Raw genomic sequence first — 16,607 nt, forward strand, 5'->3', positions numbered from 1 at the left:
GCACCGACGGCCGGGTCGAGGTGATGCCGGGAGTGACGTGGGTGCCGCGATCACCTCGAATCCGGGGGATCGGCGGGGGCACCGACGGCTGGGTCAAGGTGATGCCGGGAGTGACGTGGGTGCCGCGATCACCTCGAACCGGGGGTGGGGAAGGGGCGTCAGGCGCGGCGGACCTCGAGGATGCGGAAGGCCTTGGCCGACGACAGTCGTGTGCACCGCAGACCCCAGTCCTGGGCGTTGATCCACGTCTGCAGCGAGTCGGAGCCCAGGTGCTTCTGCACGACGAGGTGGGCGACGCCGTCGTCGGCGAGGCGGGGGAGCCATCGCTCGAGCAGGGCGTGCAGCGCCGCCTTGCCCACGTGGATCGGCGGGTTCGACCAGATCGTCGCGAAGCGCACGTCGTCGGGCACGTCGTCCGGCTCGCAGAAGGTGATCGTCTCGACGCCCAGCTCGCCAGCGTTCGCACGCGCGAGGTCGAGGGCCCGGCGGTTGACGTCGACGCCCCAGACCCGGGCCGCGGGGGAGCGCAGCGCGAGGGTCAGGGCGATCGGCCCCCAGCCGCAACCGAGATCGAGCAGGTCGCCCGTGGGGCTGGGGTCCGGGGCCCCGGCGAGGAGGACGGCCGTGCCGGGGTCGAGTCGCTCGGGGGAGTAGACCCCCTTGGCCGTCGTTAGGGTCACGGACCGGCCGTCGAGCCGCACGGCGATCTGCCGGCGCTCCTCGGGCGATGCGGGCTCGGCGGTGAAGTAGTGGTCAGGCTGCTCGCTCATCGGCGCCCACGCTAGCGGGCCGGGCACAAACGGGTGGCTCGTGGCGTTGGACGAGTGGGACCATAGGGAGAACATGACGACCAACCACAGCAACCGCCCCACCAGCGACATCCGTGACACGACCCGCGAGCGCGACCTGCTCGCCACCCGCGCCGACGCCTTGGGCGACGGCGCGAACGACGGTTACGACGACCTCGACGAGACGCTGCTGCCGCTCTACGACGGTGACCAGCTCGAGCGCGAGGAGCGCGCCGCCCTACGCCGCGTCCAAGGCCTGTCGACCGAGCTCGAGGACGTCACCGAGGTCGAGTACCGCCAGCTACGCCTCGAGCGCGTCGTGCTCGCCGGCGTCTGGACCGAGGGCAGCGCCGACGACGCCGAGAACTCCATCCGTGAGCTCGCGGCCCTCGCCGAGACCGCCGGCTCGACCGTGCTCGAAGGCGTCGTGCAGCGTCGCCAGAAGCCCGACCCGGCGACCTGGCTCGGCAAGGGCAAAGCCCTCGAGCTGCGCGACATCGTCGTCGAGGAGGGCGCCGACACCGTCATCTGCGACGGCGAGCTGGCTCCGAGCCAGCGGCGTGCCCTCGAGGACGTCGTCAAGGTGAAGGTCATCGACCGCACCGCCCTGATCCTCGACATCTTCGCCCAGCACGCGAAGAGCCGCGAGGGCCGCGCCCAGGTCGAGCTGGCCCAGCTTCAGTACCTCCTCCCGCGCCTGCGTGGCTGGGGTGAGTCGATGTCGCGACAGGCCGGTGGCCGCGTCGCCGGCGGTGAGGGCATCGGCTCTCGCGGACCCGGTGAGACCAAGATCGAGCTCGACCGCCGCCGCATCAACACGAAGATCGCCAAGCTGCGCCGAGACATCAAGGGCATGAAGACGAGCCGCGACACACGCCGGCACTCGCGTCACGCGGGAGGAGTGCCCTCCGTCGCCATCGCCGGCTACACCAACGCCGGCAAGAGCTCTCTGCTCAACCGCCTCACCGGCGCCGGTGTGCTCGTCGAGAACCAGCTCTTCGCCACCCTCGACCCGACCGTGCGTCGCACCGAGACCGCGGACGGCCGTGTCTACACGCTGGCCGACACCGTCGGCTTCGTGCGGAGCCTGCCGCACCAGCTCGTCGAGGCGTTCCGCTCGACGCTCGAGGAGGTCGGCGACTCCGACCTGCTCCTGCACGTCGTCGACGGGTCGCACCCCGACCCCGAGGGTCAGATCTCCGCGGTGCGCGAGGTGCTCGCCGAGGTCGGCGGTGATCAGCTCAAGGAGATCATCGTCGTCAACAAGGCCGACATCGCAGACCCCGAGGTCCTCGCCCGGCTGCGCCGGCACGAGAAGCACTGCGTCACTGTGTCGGCCCGCACCGGCGCCGGGCTCGACGAGCTGCGTGAGCTCATCGCGCGCGAGCTGCCCAAGCCGGACATCGAGATCGACGTGCTCGTGCCCTACGACCGCGGTGACCTCATCTCGCGCATCCACGAGGAGGGCGAGATCCTCGAGAGCGAGCACGTGGCCGACGGGACCCGGCTGCGCGCGAAGGTGACGCCGGTCATCGAGGCCGACCTCGCGGCATACGCCGTCGTCGCCAGCTGACCACGGCGTCGCAGAGACCGAAGGGCCCCCACCGTGGGGCCCTTCGGCCTGTCGGGAGCGTGCTGTCGGTGACGTCGGTGAGGATGAGCCCATGGACCTCGAAAGACGCTGTGACTGTTGCCAGCCCGGGTTGTGCGCCTCGTGAGCGCTCCCGTTTGGTTGACGACGGAGCGCCTCGCCCTGCGTCGTCCGAGGGCCGACGACCTCGACGACTACGTGCGTCTGCACACCGACCCGCGCACCTACGCGCACTCGCCGGCGAGCATGCCGACACCCGAGGGCTGCCGCGAGCGGCTGTCGGCCGACCTCTCCGACTGGGAGCGTGCCGGGCTGGGGTATGCCGCCGTCGTCGACCGTGCCACCGGCGCGGTCATCGGGTGGGCGGGCTTGCGGCACAAGGACTCTGATGCCTCTGCCCTGAACCTCTACTACCGTCTCGCCTTCGACCGCCTGGGCCGCGGGTTCGGGCTCGAGATCGCCCGGGCTGTCGTGGCCTGGGGCGTCGAGCACCGACCTGACGATCTCGTCACGGCGATGGTCGACGAGGTCAACACCGCGTCACGGCGCACGGCCGAGCGCTCCGGCCTCTTCGCGTGCGGCACCCGGGCACCGCGGGACGACCCTCACGGCGAGCCCATGCTCTACCTCGAGGCGCCCCGCGTGTCAGCCGTCCCCACCGGCGACGTCGATGCCCTGCGCGACGACATCGTCGACCTCTGGGTCCGGGTGAACGACGCCGGCGGCTCGGTCGGGTTCCTGCCCGGGGCGCCGCGCGCCGACGTCGCGGCGGCGCTCGACCGCCACCTCGACGACGTGCGCTCCGGCCGCAGCCTGCTCTGTGTCCTGCGCGAGCCGGCAGGCCCGGAGGGTGAGCCGGCGGGCCCGCAGGGCGATCGGGCGGGATCTCGGCCATCGGCGGCCGGGCCGGTGCGCGGCATCGGGCTCTGGGAGCACGCGCTCGGCTTCCCCTACGAGCACGTCGCCGGGCTCAAGCGGCTCATGGTCGACCCGCAGCTGCAGGGGCGCAACCTCGGTCGGATCCTGCTCGGGGGCATGGTCGGCATCGCCCGCCGCGACCTTCCCCATGTCGAGCTGCTGCGCCTCGACTACCGCGACGGGTTGGGCCTCGGGGAGTTCTACGGGCGCGCGGGCTGGAGCGAGGTGGGGCGCGTCCCGCGCGGGCTCAAGCTGACCGAGAGCGACTACCGCGACGACGTCGCGATGGCGCGCCGGGTCGATGGCGCGCCGCTGCGCTGAGGGAGCTCAGGACAGTCCGACGATCGAGCCGTCCTCGGTGAGGTCGATGCGCTCGGCGTTCGGCGACTTCGGCAGGCCGGGCATCGTGCGCATGTCGCCGCAGATCGCGTAGACGTAGCCGGCGCCCACGGCCGCGCGCACCTCACGCACGGGCAACCGCCAGCCGGTCGGCGCACCCTTGAGGGCGGGGTTCGAGGAGATCGACAGGTGCGTCTTGGCGATGACGACGGGCAGAGTGCCGAAGCCGAGCCGCTCGTACTCCGCGAGGGCCTTGGCCGCGGCGGGGCTCACATCGATGCCGTCCGCCCCGTAGACCTCGCGGGCGACGGTCTCGATCTTCTCGGTCAGCGGCATCTCGAGCGGGTAGAGGAAGCGGAAGTCGGTGCGCTCCTCGGCCGCCTCGGTGACGACCCGGGCGAGGTCGAGCGCGCCGGGCCCTCCGTCAGCGACGTGTGTCGTCACGGCGCACCGCACCCCGAGCTCGTCGCACAGCGCACTGATCACGGCGTGCTCGGAGTCGAAGTCGGTCGGGAAGGCGTTGATCGCGACGACGGGCGCGATGCCGAAGCGCTGGATGATCTCGATGTGCTTGCGCAGGTTGGGCAGCCCGGAGCGCACGTCGTCGGGGTTCTCGTCGAGCAGTCCCTCGGGCAGGGGCTTGCCGGGCTTGATCGTCCAGCGCCCGGAGTGGGCCTTGAGGGCGCGCACGGTGGCGACGAGCACCGCCGCGTCGGGAACCAGCCCGCTGACCCGGCACTTGACGTTGAAGAAGCGCTCCGCGCCCATGTCGGCGCCGAAGCCGGCCTCGGTGATGACGTAGTCGCTGCCACGCACTCCCACGAGGTCGGCGATCACCGAGGAGGTGCCGGTCGCGATGTTGCCGAAGGGCCCGCAGTGGATGATGGCCGGGCCACCCTCAAGGGTCTGCAGGAGGTTCGGCTTGAGGGCGTCGCGGAGGATGACCGCCATGGCGCCCGCGGCCTGCAGGTCGTCTGCCGTCACGCTCTTGCCCTCGACGGTGTAGGCGACGACGATCCGGCCCAGCCTCAGCCGCAGGTCCTCCAGTGAGGTGGCGAGCGTCAGCAGCACCATGACCTCGCTCGCGGCGGTGATGTCGAAGCCGGTCTGGCGCACGAGGCCGTCCTCGCGGGCGCCGATGCCGACGATGACGGTGCGCAGCGCCCGGTCGTTGACGTCGAGGACCCGGCGCCAGGTGATGTTGCGGACGTCGATGCCGAGCTTGTTGCCGTGGTGCAGGTGGTTGTCGATCATTGCCGAGAGCAGGTTGTGCGCGGCCGTCACGGCGTGGAAGTCGCCCGTCAGGTGCAGGTTGAGGCGCTCCATCGGCACGACCTGGCTGTAGCCGCCCCCGGCCGCGCCGCCCTTGATGCCGAAGGTCGGGCCCATCGACGGCTGCCGCAGGGCGACGACCGCGCGCTTGCCGAGACGGCCCATGGCCTGCGCGAGGCCCACCGAGGTCGTCGTCTTGCCTTCGCCGAGGGGCGTCGGGGTGATCGCCGTGACGACGACGTACTTCGCCCGATGGCCGGTGTCCGGCTCGTCGAGGACGGAGAGGTCGATCTTCGCGACGTCACGCCCCCACGGCTCGAGCTGGTCCTCGGTTAGTCCGAGGTCGGACCCGACGTCGACGAGCGGACGCAGGGTCGCCGCGTGCGCGATCTCGAGGTCGGTGGGCATCGTTGCACTCATGAGTCGATACAACTCCCGGATCTTTGCTCGCACAACAGAATCGCCGCAATGACGAGTGTGATGTCGGGCCCAGGCGGGACGATCCACGCCGCATACCGCCGGTCCACAGGGCGGGGGCCAGGGGGGCAGGGCCCCCACGCGTCGGCACTACCCTGATCCAATGCCCCAGCGACCTGCGCTCGACGACCTCCTCCACGCCGCGGTGTCAGGGGTCGGGGGCGCCGAGCGGCCCGGTCAAGTCGAGATGGCGCGGGCCGTCGCCCGCTCGATCGACGCGCACGAGCACCTGCTCGTGCAGGCGGGCACCGGCACCGGAAAGTCGCTCGCCTACCTCGTGCCGGCCGTCGCCCACGCGTTCGAGGCGGGCAAGCCCGCGGTCGTCGCGACGGCCACGCTCGCGCTGCAGGCCCAGATCGTCGACCGCGACATGCCCCGCGTGGCCGACGCGCTGGCGCCCGTTCTCGGACGTCGCCCGACCTATGCCCTCGTCAAGGGCCGCCGCAACTACGTGTGCCTCAACAAGCTCGAGGGCGGCTTCCCCGACGACGATGAGGGGCTCTTCGGTGTCGGTCAGGTCGACGCTGCTGCCGGGCGGCTCGGCCAGGAGGTCGTGCGCCTCCGCGAGTGGGCCACGAGCACCGACTCCGGCGACCGTGACGAGCTCGTCCCCGGTGTGTCCGAGCGGGCCTGGCGGCAGGTGTCGGTCTCGGCGCACGAGTGCATGGGCGGCAAGTGCCCGCTCGTCGCCGAGTGCTTCGTCGAGCGCGCCCGCGAGGCGGCCAAGGACGTCGACGTCATCGTCACCAACCACTCCTTCATGGCCATCGACTCGTTCGAGGGCCGCCAGATGCTGCCCGAGCACGACGTGCTCGTCGTCGACGAGGCCCACGAGCTCGTCGACCGCGTCACCGCGACGATCACCGACGAGCTCACCGGTGCCATGGTCATGACGGCCGCCCGCAAGGCGGGTCGGATGTCGGAGAACGGTTCGGCGCTCGAGGAGGCAGGGGAGCTGCTCGCGGCCGCGCTCGAGCCGCTCGAGGAGGGCCGGATGCTCGGGGTGCCCGACTCGGTCGCCCTCGCGCTCGCTCGGGTGCGCGACACGGCGCGCACGGTGCAGAGCGACCTCAAGCCGCCGCCCGGTCAGGAGGCCGACGGGGCGCGGCAGGTCGCGCGAGCCGCCGTCGACGAGGTGCAGGAGAACGCCGAGCGCATCCTCGAGGAGCGCGAGCTCGACGTCGTGTGGCTGAACCGCGACCAGCGCCGCGGCCCGGTCCTGCGTGTCGCCCCGATGAGCGTGGCGATGCTCGTGCGCGACAAGGTGTTCGACAACCGCACCGTCGTGCTGACGTCGGCGACCCTCGAGCTCGGCGGCACCTTCGACGCCGTCGCCGGCACGATCGGCCTGCGGGGGGAGGGCGCCCCGGCGTGGCAGGGCCTCGACGTCGGCAGCCCGTTCGACTATCCGAAGCAGGCCATCGCCTACGTCGCCGCCCACCTGCCCCCGCCGGGTCGCGACGGCGCCGGCGACGACACGCTCGATGAGATCGAGGCGCTGGTCCGCGCCGCCGGCGGACGCACGCTCGGGCTCTTCTCCTCGATGCGGGCGGCGCAGACCGCAGCCGAGATCATGCGGGCGCGCTTCGGCGACGACATCCCGGTCCTCTGCCAGGGCGAGGACCAGATCACGACGCTCGTGCGCCAGTTCGCCCGCGACCCGCGCACCTGCCTCTTCGGCACCCTCACCCTCTGGCAGGGGGTCGACGTGCCGGGGTCGTCGTGCCAGCTCGTCATCATCGACCGCATCCCGTTCCCGCGCCCCGACGACCCGCTCGCGTCGGCCCGCTCGCAGGCCATCGCGCGGATGGGCGGCAACGGCTTCATGGCTGTGTCTGCGACACACGCCGCGCTCCGGCTCGCCCAGGGGGCGGGTCGGCTCGTGCGACGGTCAGACGACCGTGGGGTCGTCGCCTTCCTCGACTCCCGGATGATGACGGCGCGGTATGCCGGCTTCCTCCAGCGCTCGTTGCCCCCCTTCTATCCCACGACCGACAAGACGATGGTGCTCGCCGCCCTCGCCCGCCTCGACGCGACGGCGTCGCCGCCCGTCGCCGTCGAGGAGCCCGCGCTGCGGTCGCTCACCGGTGCCCGCGCCGACGCCGACGGCACCGAGCACCCGAGGCCTGTCGCGGGGCCGCCGCCGGTCGCCGAGTCGACCCGCAGCGCCGTCACCGCCGGCCATGCGTGGACCGACGAGCAGGACGAGGAGCTGCGCGATGCCGCCGAGTCGGGCATGCAGCTGGACGAGCTCGTCGACCACTTCGAGCTGAGCGAGGAGACCATCGCGGCCCGCCTCGAGCAGCTCGACCTCACCCTCGCCTCCGGCGCCCTCTTCGACTGACCCGGCCACGCGGCATACCCCGTCGGTGCCCGGCCCCACCTTCCTCGCAACACACCGAGCAGGCGCCAACACCACGAGGTGTGCCACGGGGGGTTGCCAACTGCTCGGTGTGTTGCGGGCGGCGACCAGGCGTCAGGCGCGCCTCCGGGGTGGGCGGCTCACGGTGTCGGGGGCGCGTGGCATGGTTGGGCCATGACCGACCCGGCTGCCTCCTCGCTCGTCCTCGTCACCGGGCCCGAGGAGTTCCTCGTCGAGCGCGCCGTCTCCGGCGTCGTCGCGAGCGCCCGCGCGGCCGAGCCCGACCTCGAGGTCATCCGTCTCGAGCCGGGCACCTACGAGGCCGGCGCCCTGCAGATGCACGCGAGCCCGTCGCTCTTCGGCGGCGTCAAGGCGATCGTCGTCACCGGGGTCCACGAGGCGCCCGAGGAGATGCAGGCCGACCTGCTGACGCTCGTCGCGACCCCCGACCCCGACCTGCTCCTCGTCGTGGCGCACGGCGGTGGCATGCGCGGCAAGAAGGTCCTCGACACGATGAAGAAGTCCGGTGCCCGCGTCATCGACTGCCCCGCCGTCAAGACCGACCGCGACAAGACCGACTTCGTCATGAAGGAGTTCGCGGCCGCCCACCGCAAGATCACGAACGAGGGTGTGCGTGCCCTGATCGAGGCGGCCGGCAAGGACCTCCGTGAGCTGGCGGCGGCCTGCTCTCAGCTCGTCTCCGACACCGAGGGCCCCGTCGACGACGCCGTCGTGGACACCTACCACGGCGGCAAGGTCGAGGCGACCGGCTTCCGCGTCGCCGACGCGACCGTCGCGGGCCAGCCCGGCGAGGCGCTGCGCCTGCTCCGGCACGCCATCGCCTCGGGGGTCGACCCGGTGCCGATCGTCGCCGTCATCGCCTCGCAGCTGCGCCAGCTCATCAAGGTGGGATCGGCCGGCCGGGGCAGCTCGGCCCAGCTCGCCAAGAGCCTCGGCATGGCCCCGTGGCAGGTCGACAAGGCACGTCGGGCCGTCGGGCACTGGAGCGCCGACGGGCTCGCCGTCGCCGTCCAGGCCATCGCCGCCGCCGACCACGAGGTCAAGGGCGGTGGTCGCGACCCGGTCTATGCCGTCGAGCGCGCCATCCTCACCATCGCTCGAGCCCGCGCGGCGAGCTGACCCCGGCCGGGCGGCATACCCCCGCGGTGGGCCGACCCCAGCACCGGAGCCGGTTTGGAGGGGAGCCGGGGCCGCTGGTAACTTTAACCCTTGCGTGCGCGCTCTTGGTCGTGCGCGCATGCAGGCTCTACCCAGAGCGGCTCACGCAGGGTGCCCCACGCCCGGTCCCGAGACGCTTTGCCGCCCTCTAACGGCAACCATCCGACCGAACGAAAGAAAATCTCAACGTGGCAAACATCAAGTCGCAGCTCAAGCGCATCAAGACGAACGAGAAGCGCACCGAGCGCAACAAGGCCGTCAAGAGCGAGCTCCGCACGTGGATCCGCAAGTTCCGTGAGGCCGCTGCCTCCGGCGACAAGGATGCGACGTCCGACGCCCTGAAGGTCGCTTCGACGAAGCTCGACAAGGCTGTCTCCAAGGGCGTCATCCACGCCAACCAGGCCGCCAACAAGAAGTCGGCCATGGCGAAGAAGGCCGCGTCGCTCTGACGCGAGCCGCACCAGCCCTGTTCGGGCCCGTCACCGCTCGGTGACGGGCCCGAACTGCGTCTTGAACGCCTCCTCGGGCGGGCGGTGAGGCGGCGGACGCGTCAGCGCAGCTGCGCGCGGGCCGCCGCGACGACGCGCTCGTAGCGGTCGCGGGGGAGCACCGCCCCCTCGCGCCGCACACCGTGGGGGTCGACCCGGACGAGCCGGTTGACCCGCACCTCGCTGGGTCGGCCGCGCCGGTCCCAGTCGCCCGTGCCGATGTCGACCCACTCACGCCCCGAGCGGCGCTCCTGCTGCTCGTCCACGTCGTGGTCCTTGCTCGTCAGCGGCAGCGCGACGAGCCAGTCGGCCTCGCGGCCGATGACGAGCACGGGCCGGTCCTTGCCCTGGGTGTGGTCCTCCTCGTAGGGCACCCACGTCCACACGATCTCGCCGGGGTCGGGGTTGCCGTCGGGCGCGGGGGAGTACGTCGTGTCGGGCAGCGTCGTCGCATCGCCGGGGTATGCCGTCCGGCCGCCCCCGCCGTCCTGCGCGCGCTGGGTGCCCGGCTTGGTGCTCTGAGTGCCCGGCTTCGGTCGGGGAGCGGGCTGGGAGCGGGGGCCGCGCAGGGCGCTGCGCAGGCCCTGGAGGAGGCGGTCGAGGGCAGACATGGGAATCACCGTAGCCGCGCCACCGTTACCGTTTGGGTCTGAGCGCGGGTCGATGGCGATCCACCCTGTCCGCTCCTAGTGCCCCCGGCACTGCCCGTCCGAGCCCTGAACCCGGAGAACCCACCCGTGAGCCCCGCCGCACGACGCACGACCTTTGCCATCCTCGCCCTCGCGCTGGGTGGCTTCGCCATCGGCACGACGGAGTTCGTCACGATGGGGCTGCTGCCCCAGATCGCCGAGGGCACCGGGGTCGACATCGCGACGGCCGGTCACTACGTCTCGGCCTACGCCCTCGGGGTGGTCGTCGGCGCTCCGCTCATCGCCGTCATGGCGGCGAAGGTGCCGCGCAAGGGCCTGCTCATGGCGCTCATGGGCTTCTTCGCCGTGTCACACATCGCGATCGCCTTCGCCGACACCTACCCGACCGTCATGGCCGCCCGCTTCCTCGCCGGCATCCCGCACGGCGCCTTCTTCGGCATCGGCTCGGTCGTCGCTGCCTCGCTCGTGTCGCACCAGCGGCGCACGGCCGCGGTCGCCACGCTCCTCGGTGGCCTCGGTGTCGCCAACGTCATCGGGGTGCCCCTCGCGACCCTGCTCGGGCAGCGCTACTCGTGGCACCTGCCCTACCTCGTCGTCGGCGCCGTCGCAGTCGTGACCGTCGCCGCGATCGGCGTCTTCCTGCCCCACCAGAGCCCGAGCGGCGAGGAGTCGATGCGTTCGGAGATGCGGGCCCTGCGCCGCCTGCAGGTCTGGCTCGCCCTGCTCATCGGCGTCGTCGGCTTCGGCGGCATGTTCGCGATGTACTCCTTCATCACGCCGACGATGACCGAGCTCGCCGGGCTGGACGAGAGCTACATCCCGTGGGTGCTCGCGGCATACGGCATCGGCATGGTCACGGGCATGGTCCTCAGCGGCCGCGTCGCGAACCGCGTCGGGGTGCTCAAGGGGATCATCATCGCGCTGTCGCTCGTCGGGGCGCTGCTCGCCGTCTTCGGCTGGGCGGCGCAGGTGCTGTGGCTCGCGGTCGTGATGGTCTTCGTGCTCGGGGTGCTTCCCTCGATCGTCGTCCCGCTGCTGCAGACGCGCCTCATGGACGTCGCCCACGAGGGGCAGTCGCTCGCGGCCGCGCTCAACCACTCGACGCTCAACATGGCCAACGCCCTCGGGGCCTGGCTCGGCTCGCTCGTGCTCGCCGCCGGCTGGGGCTACGGCGCGCCCAGCCTGGTGGGCGCCGGGCTCGCGCTCCTCGGTGTCGGCGTGGCGGTGCTGTCCGCCGTGCTCGAGCGGCGTGCGCGCGTCGCCCGTTCCACCGCGCGGCCCGTCGAGACCGCCAACGTCTGACCATCCGCGACTCGCGGACTCGGGGACTCGGGGACTCGGGGACTCTCAACGACTCCGGGCCCGGGCGGTCCACGGTGGACGGGATTTGGCGTGCGCGAGCCTCGCAAATAAGGTGAGGCTTGCCTAACTCGCCAACGCGGTGAGGTCACCCAGTCCGGAGCAACTCACACCTGTCACGCGACTCGGCGGCCGAGCCCTCCTGCCCTCGACCCTGACACTGGGAGCCTCCTCGTGAACCTCCGTCGCCGACGTCCCGCCCTGCTCGTCCCCGCCCTCGCGGCCACCGCCCTCCTCGCCCTCGCGGCCTGCGGCTCCGCGGACGCCCCCGCCTCCGGATCGACCGGTGCCGCTGGGTCCTCGTCGGGGGCAGCCGCCGCCGACGGTGACCTCGTCATCTACAGCGGCCGCAACGAGAAGCTCGTCTCGGGCCTGCTCGACCAGCTGTCCGCCGCGACGGGCGTCAAGGTCAGCGTGCGCTACGCCGGCTCCAGCGAGCTCGCCGCGCAGCTGCTCGAGGAGGGCGACGCCACCAACGCCGACCTGTTCTTCAGCCAGGATGCCGGCGCCCTCGGAGCCCTCGGAGCGGCCGGCCGGCTCGAGGCCCTCGACCCGGCACTCACCGCCACGGTCATCGACGGCTACGCCGACCCGGCCAACCTCTGGGTCGGCACGTCGGCGCGCGCACGCGTCGTCGCCTACCACCCGGGGCAGGCGCCCGAGGCGGCGCAGATGACGAGCATCGACGCGGTGCTCGACCCCCGGTACAAGGGCAAGGTGGGCTTCGCCCCGTCGAACGCCTCCTTCCACGCCTTCGTCACCGCGCTGCGCGTCACCAAGGGTGAGGACGGCGCCAAGACGTGGCTCGAGCGCTTCCGCGCCAACGAGCCCAAGGCGTACGACAGCAACGTCGCCGTGCTCGACGGCGTCGACAAGGCCGAGGTGTCGCTCGGCCTCATCAACCACTACTACTGGTTCGAGAAGTCCGCCGAGAAGGGCGAGTCCGCCGTGACGGCGAAGATCCGCTTCCTCGGCTCGGACGACCCCGGCGCGCTCATCAACGTCGCCGGAGTCGGCGTGCTCAAGGGCACCGACCAGAAGGAGGCCGCGACCAAGGCGGTGTCCTTCCTCCTCGGCCCCCAGGCGCAGAAGTACTTCACCGAGACGACGTTCGAGTACCCCGTCGTCGACGGAACCCCCACGCCCGCCGGCCTGCCCGCGCTCAAGGACCTGCGCAGCTCGAGCGTCGACCTCAACAAGCTCGACTCGCTCGACCGCACCCTCGCGCTCCTAGGCGAGGTGGGTCTCACCTGAGCGCGCGCGACGCCGGGCGGGCCCCGCTCTGGCTGGTCGTCCCGTCGGTGGCAGGAGCGCTCCTCGCGCTCCTGCCGCTCGGCTACCTCGTGCTGCGCACCGTCGAGGCCGGCGACCGGGTCGGGGCGATCCTCACCCGCCCGGGCACCCTCGAGCTCGTCGGTCGCAGCCTCGCCCTCGTCGGCACGGTGACGACGCTGTGCCTCGTCCTCGGCGTCGGACTCGCGGCTCTCGTCACCCGCACCACCCTGCCCGGCCGGCGGGTCCTCGCCGTGCTGCTCGCACTGCCGCTCGCCGTCCCGAGCTACGTCGCGGCCTTCGCCTGGGTCGCGGCCGTGCCCTGGGCGCGCGGCTTCGTCGGGGCGACGCTCGTCCTCACCGCCTGCACCTACCCCTACGTCTACCTCCCCGTTGTCGCGGCGATGCGCGGGGTCGACCCGGCGCAGGAGGAGGTCGCCCGCAGCCTCGGCCGCGGCCCGTGGCGCACCTTCCTCACGGTGACGGTGCGACAGGTCTGGCCCGCTGCGGCGTCGGGTGGTCTGCTCGTCGCGCTCTACGCGCTGAGCGACTTCGGGGCCGTGTCGCTGCTGCAGTTCGACGCCTTCACCCGCGTCATCCACACCTCCTACCGCGCGAGCTTCGACCGCACGCCCGCGGCTGTCCTCTCGCTGCTGCTCGTCGTCCTCACCGTGCTCATCGCGCTGGGTGAGCGCCGCAGCCGTCGGGGCCTCGAGCAGACCCGGGTGGGCTCGGGAGTCTCGCGTCGCTCGGAGCCGCTGCGGCTCGGGCGAATGGCCGCGGCCGCGGCGACCGCTGCCGTCCTCGCGGTCCTCGCGGTCGCACTCGCGTTCCCGCTCGCCTCGCTCGCCTACTGGTTCGTCACAGGGCTCTCCGCCGGCGTCGACGTGGAGCGTCTCGTGACGAGCACGGCGACGACCCTCCTGCTCGCGGTGCTCGGCGCCCTCGTCACGATGGCCTTCGCCGTGCCGATCGGGGTGCTCGTCGCCCGCCATCGCTCGCGCGCGACCTCCGCCATCGAGCTCGGCGCCTGGGCGGGCCACGCCCTGCCGGGCATCGTCGTCGCCCTTGCTCTCGTCTTCTTCGGGATCCGCGTCGCGCAGCCGATCTACCAGCGCACGCCGCTCCTCCTCATCGCGTATGCCGTCCTCTTCCTCCCCGCGGGCGTCGGCGCCGTGCGTGCGTCCGTCGCGATGAGCTCACCCCGGGTCGAGGAGGTCGCCCGCTCGCTCGGGAGCCGACCGCTCGACGTGCTGCGGCGGGTGACGCTCCCGCTGGCCGGCCCCGGGGTCGCGGCCGGCACGGCGCTCGTCCTGCTGACGATCATGAAGGAGCTGCCGGCGACGCTGCTGCTGCGCCCGACCGGCGCCAACACGCTGGCCACGAGCCTGTGGACCGAGACGGGGGTCGCCGCGTATGCCGCCGCCGCTCCCTACGCTCTCGCGCTCGTGGCGCTCGCCGTCGTTCCGACGCTGTGGCTCATGCACGCGCAGGGGCGGCTCGGTGAGTCCGGTGAGTCGGGCGACCCCTGCGAGCCCCCCACCTCCCTCGACCAACCCAGTGACCCGCACCGAAGGAGAGTCCCGTGAGCACCGTGACGCTGGAGGGCGTGACCAAGGCGTTCGGCGCGACGAACGCGCTCGACGACGTCGACCTCACCGTGGCGGGCGGTCACCTCACGGCCGTGCTCGGGCCGTCCGGCTGCGGCAAGACGACGCTGCTGCGGGTCGTGGCCGGTTTCGTGCGGCCCGACGCCGGCACGGTCACCGTGGGCGGAGCGACCGTTGAGGCGTCGGGGACCCATGTCGCGCCGGAGCGTCGCGGAGTCGCGATCGTGCCGCAGGAGGGGGCGCTCTTCCCGCACCTCGACGTTGCCGCGAACGTCGCGTTCGGCCTGCCCGGCCGCCGGCGTGACCGCGCGACGGCCGGCCGGGTGGCCGAGATGCTCGCGCTGATCGGCCTCGAGGGCCACGGCGACCGTCGTCCCGACGAGCTCTCCGGTGGTCAGCAGCAGCGGGTCGCGCTCGCGCGGGCGCTGGCTCCGAGCCCCGGTGTCGTGGTGCTCGACGAGCCCTTCTCGGCGCTCGATGCCGGCCTCCGGGCGCAGGTGCGCACCGAGGTGCGGGGCGTGCTCCGCGCCATCGGGGCGACCGCAGTGATCGTCACCCACGACCAGGAGGAGGCGCTGTCGATGGCCGACTCCGTCGCCGTCATGGACCGTGGTCGCGTCCTCATGCACGGCAGTCCCGCGGAGGTCTACCAGCGGCCCGCCGACCTCGTCGTCGCGCGCTTCGTCGGCGACCTCGTCGAGCTGCCCGGCACCAAGGCGGGAGCGACGGTTGAGACGGCGCTCGGCGTGCTGCCCCTGCACGGCACTGCCGAGGTGCCCGACGGGCCGGTGCTCGCGGCGCTGCGACCGGAGCAGATCCGGGTCGACGGCCGAATCGAGCGCCACGGTCACCGCGCCCACGTCGACGACGTCGTCTTCCAGGGACACGACTCGATCGTGCGGCTCACCCTCACCGGGTCCCGCCCCACCCTGCGCCTGGCCGCCCGATCCCAGGCTCCGCTCCGGCCGGGAGACGACGTGGCCGTCCGCGTCATCGGGCCGGCGCTCGCCTACCCCCGCTGACCACCCCAGACGTGGACGGGGCCGAGCACCCTCAGGGGCGCCAGCGGTCGGGCTCGGACTCCCGCTCTGGCTGGGGTGCCGTCGGGTCGTAGGGAGGCGTCACCGAGGGAGTGTCGACGGGGCGGTATGCCGCGGGCTCGGGTGCCGTCAGTGCCACCGGGAGCGGGGTGGTCGGGGCAGCGGGGGTGCGCTGCGGCCACGCCGGCTGGCCCACCGGCAGGTCGGCCCGGACCGCCCGGTCGTCGGCGCCCGCGCCGATTCCCGTCGGGGTCGTGGGCTGGAAGCCGACCATCGCCGGGAGCGCGTAGGTGCCCGGGGCGGGAGCCTCGCCCCAGAGCCAGGGCTCGCGGGGTCGCCAGAGGAGGCGGCCGGGGCGGCGCCGGTCGCGCAGGGCGTGCATGCGCCAGAGCAGCACCGGGTGCGACGACGACGCGTTGACGACCCAGACGAAGAACCCCGGCTCGGTGACGGCCCGGTCGGCCATCGCGTCGACGTCGACGGAGCGGTTGAGGTACTTGCCGCCCGCGAGGGTCGCCATCGCGAGCCGGGCACCCTGCGGGGCGAGCGCGTGTCCGTAGTTGTCGGCGGTGTACTCCTGAGCGCGGCTCAGCGTCGAGCCGACGACCGGGATCCACTGCGAGGCGAACGTGCCGAGGATGCGCCAGTAGCTGACGTGGCCCGCCGCGATGTGGCCGACCTCGTGGGCGATGACGAAGCGCAGCGCCTCGGGCTCGCGGGCGGCGCCACCGACCTCGAGCAGGTCGCTGTTGATGAAGACGAAGCGCCGGAAGCCGTGACCCGATGCGGCTGCGTTGATGACCCCGTTGCCGAGCACGACGTAGGCGTCGGGGACGAACGACAGCCCCGAGCGCGCGGCCGCATCGACGAGCATTGCGTAGGCCTCGGGGAACTGCTCCGGGGTCAGCTTGATGCCGTTCAGCCGCTGCTGGGCCCAGAGCTGGCCACGCGCGAACCACACGAGCAGCGGCGCGAAGATGAGGGCGAGCGCGTAGACGTCGGGTGCGCGCCCCTCGTCGTTGGCGGCTAGGATCTCGTCGAAGGCGAGCACGAGCAGGACGAGCGAGGCGATGATGGCGAGGACGAGCACGAGGATCTCTCGCGGGTGGCGCACGTAGCGGCGCAGCGGCAGGTGTGACCCCGGAGCGACCGGCAGCGTCAGCATGGGTTGGGCGCGCATGGGCGCCATTGTGCGGCACGACACTGACCTCGGCCACGTCGGCAGCCGTCACGGCATACGGCGAAAGCGTGGGAGACTGTGC

General features: G+C 72.5%; 13 protein-coding genes. 9 read left to right on the top strand and 4 right to left on the bottom strand.

Going from position 1 to position 16,607, the window contains the following annotated elements; all coding sequences use genetic code 11:
• Nucleotides 1-158 precede the first annotated feature (158 nt).
• The gene (locus FHX52_RS02130) at nucleotides 159-770 is read right to left on the bottom strand and encodes a class I SAM-dependent methyltransferase (protein WP_141819497.1); all 612 of its coding nucleotides are present in this window, start codon (nucleotides 768-770) and stop codon (nucleotides 159-161) included.
• A 73-nt stretch (nucleotides 771-843) separates the two neighbouring features.
• Here FHX52_RS02130 and hflX point away from each other — a divergent pair, with 73 nt between their 5' ends.
• Both hflX and FHX52_RS02140 read left to right on the top strand, forming a co-directional pair.
• Nucleotides 844-2,361, top strand: a complete 1,518-nt coding sequence (gene hflX / locus FHX52_RS02135) for a GTPase HflX (protein ID WP_141819499.1) — start codon at nucleotides 844-846, stop codon at nucleotides 2,359-2,361.
• Nucleotides 2,362-2,502: 141 nt separating this feature from the next.
• Nucleotides 2,503-3,618, top strand: a complete 1,116-nt coding sequence (locus FHX52_RS02140; protein ID WP_141819501.1) for a GNAT family N-acetyltransferase — start codon at nucleotides 2,503-2,505, stop codon at nucleotides 3,616-3,618.
• Between the two features lie 6 nt (nucleotides 3,619-3,624).
• On the opposite strand, the gene FHX52_RS02145 is transcribed toward FHX52_RS02140, so the two are convergent.
• Nucleotides 3,625-5,328 (bottom strand): formate--tetrahydrofolate ligase, encoded by a 1,704-nt coding sequence (locus FHX52_RS02145; protein WP_141819503.1) that lies wholly within the window; start codon nucleotides 5,326-5,328, stop codon nucleotides 3,625-3,627.
• Nucleotides 5,329-5,488: 160 nt separating this feature from the next.
• Between FHX52_RS02145 and FHX52_RS02150 the strand changes: the two genes are divergently transcribed.
• From FHX52_RS02150 to rpsT, 3 genes are all read left to right on the top strand, one after another.
• Nucleotides 5,489-7,729 (top strand): ATP-dependent DNA helicase, encoded by a 2,241-nt coding sequence (locus tag FHX52_RS02150; protein ID WP_141819504.1) that lies wholly within the window; start codon nucleotides 5,489-5,491, stop codon nucleotides 7,727-7,729.
• A gap of 192 nt (nucleotides 7,730-7,921) precedes the next feature.
• Entirely contained in the window at nucleotides 7,922-8,887 is a 966-nt protein-coding gene (gene holA / locus FHX52_RS02155) for a DNA polymerase III subunit delta (protein ID WP_141819506.1), read from the top strand.
• Between the two features lie 227 nt (nucleotides 8,888-9,114).
• Nucleotides 9,115-9,375 carry a 30S ribosomal protein S20 gene (rpsT, locus tag FHX52_RS02160; RefSeq protein ID WP_141819508.1) on the top strand — a complete coding sequence of 87 codons (261 nt, stop codon included), beginning with the start codon at nucleotides 9,115-9,117 and terminating at the stop codon, nucleotides 9,373-9,375.
• A 101-nt stretch (nucleotides 9,376-9,476) separates the two neighbouring features.
• Here the strand turns inward: rpsT and FHX52_RS02165 are convergent, their stop codons facing one another.
• The gene (locus FHX52_RS02165; RefSeq protein WP_141819510.1) at nucleotides 9,477-10,025 is read right to left on the bottom strand and encodes a type II toxin-antitoxin system PemK/MazF family toxin; all 549 of its coding nucleotides are present in this window, start codon (nucleotides 10,023-10,025) and stop codon (nucleotides 9,477-9,479) included.
• 126 nt (nucleotides 10,026-10,151) lie between these two features.
• On the opposite strand from FHX52_RS02165, the gene FHX52_RS02170 reads away from it, so the two are divergent.
• From FHX52_RS02170 to FHX52_RS02185, 4 genes are all read left to right on the top strand, one after another.
• Nucleotides 10,152-11,366 (top strand): MFS transporter, encoded by a 1,215-nt coding sequence (locus FHX52_RS02170; RefSeq protein ID WP_141819512.1) that lies wholly within the window; start codon nucleotides 10,152-10,154, stop codon nucleotides 11,364-11,366.
• 231 nt (nucleotides 11,367-11,597) lie between these two features.
• Nucleotides 11,598-12,677: an extracellular solute-binding protein gene (locus FHX52_RS02175; protein ID WP_141819514.1), complete on the top strand. Its 1,080-nt coding sequence runs from the start codon at nucleotides 11,598-11,600 to the stop codon at nucleotides 12,675-12,677.
• Nucleotides 12,678-12,724: 47 nt separating this feature from the next.
• Complete coding sequence (locus FHX52_RS02180; RefSeq protein WP_246069573.1) at nucleotides 12,725-14,284, top strand: ABC transporter permease; 1,560 nt, start codon at nucleotides 12,725-12,727, stop codon at nucleotides 14,282-14,284.
• Nucleotides 14,281-15,327, top strand: coding sequence for an ABC transporter ATP-binding protein (locus FHX52_RS02185; RefSeq protein WP_141819516.1), 1,047 nt, complete (start codon nucleotides 14,281-14,283; stop codon nucleotides 15,325-15,327). Before FHX52_RS02180 ends, FHX52_RS02185 begins: the two co-directional genes overlap by 4 nt.
• Before the next feature lie 31 nt (nucleotides 15,328-15,358).
• On the opposite strand, the gene FHX52_RS02190 is transcribed toward FHX52_RS02185, so the two are convergent.
• Nucleotides 15,359-16,525: a M48 family metallopeptidase gene (locus tag FHX52_RS02190; protein WP_246069574.1), complete on the bottom strand. Its 1,167-nt coding sequence runs from the start codon at nucleotides 16,523-16,525 to the stop codon at nucleotides 15,359-15,361.
• Nucleotides 16,526-16,607 lie beyond the last annotated feature (82 nt).

The organism is Humibacillus xanthopallidus, from assembly GCF_006717145.1.
Taxonomy (GTDB): Bacteria; Actinomycetota; Actinomycetes; order Actinomycetales; family Dermatophilaceae; genus Humibacillus; species Humibacillus xanthopallidus.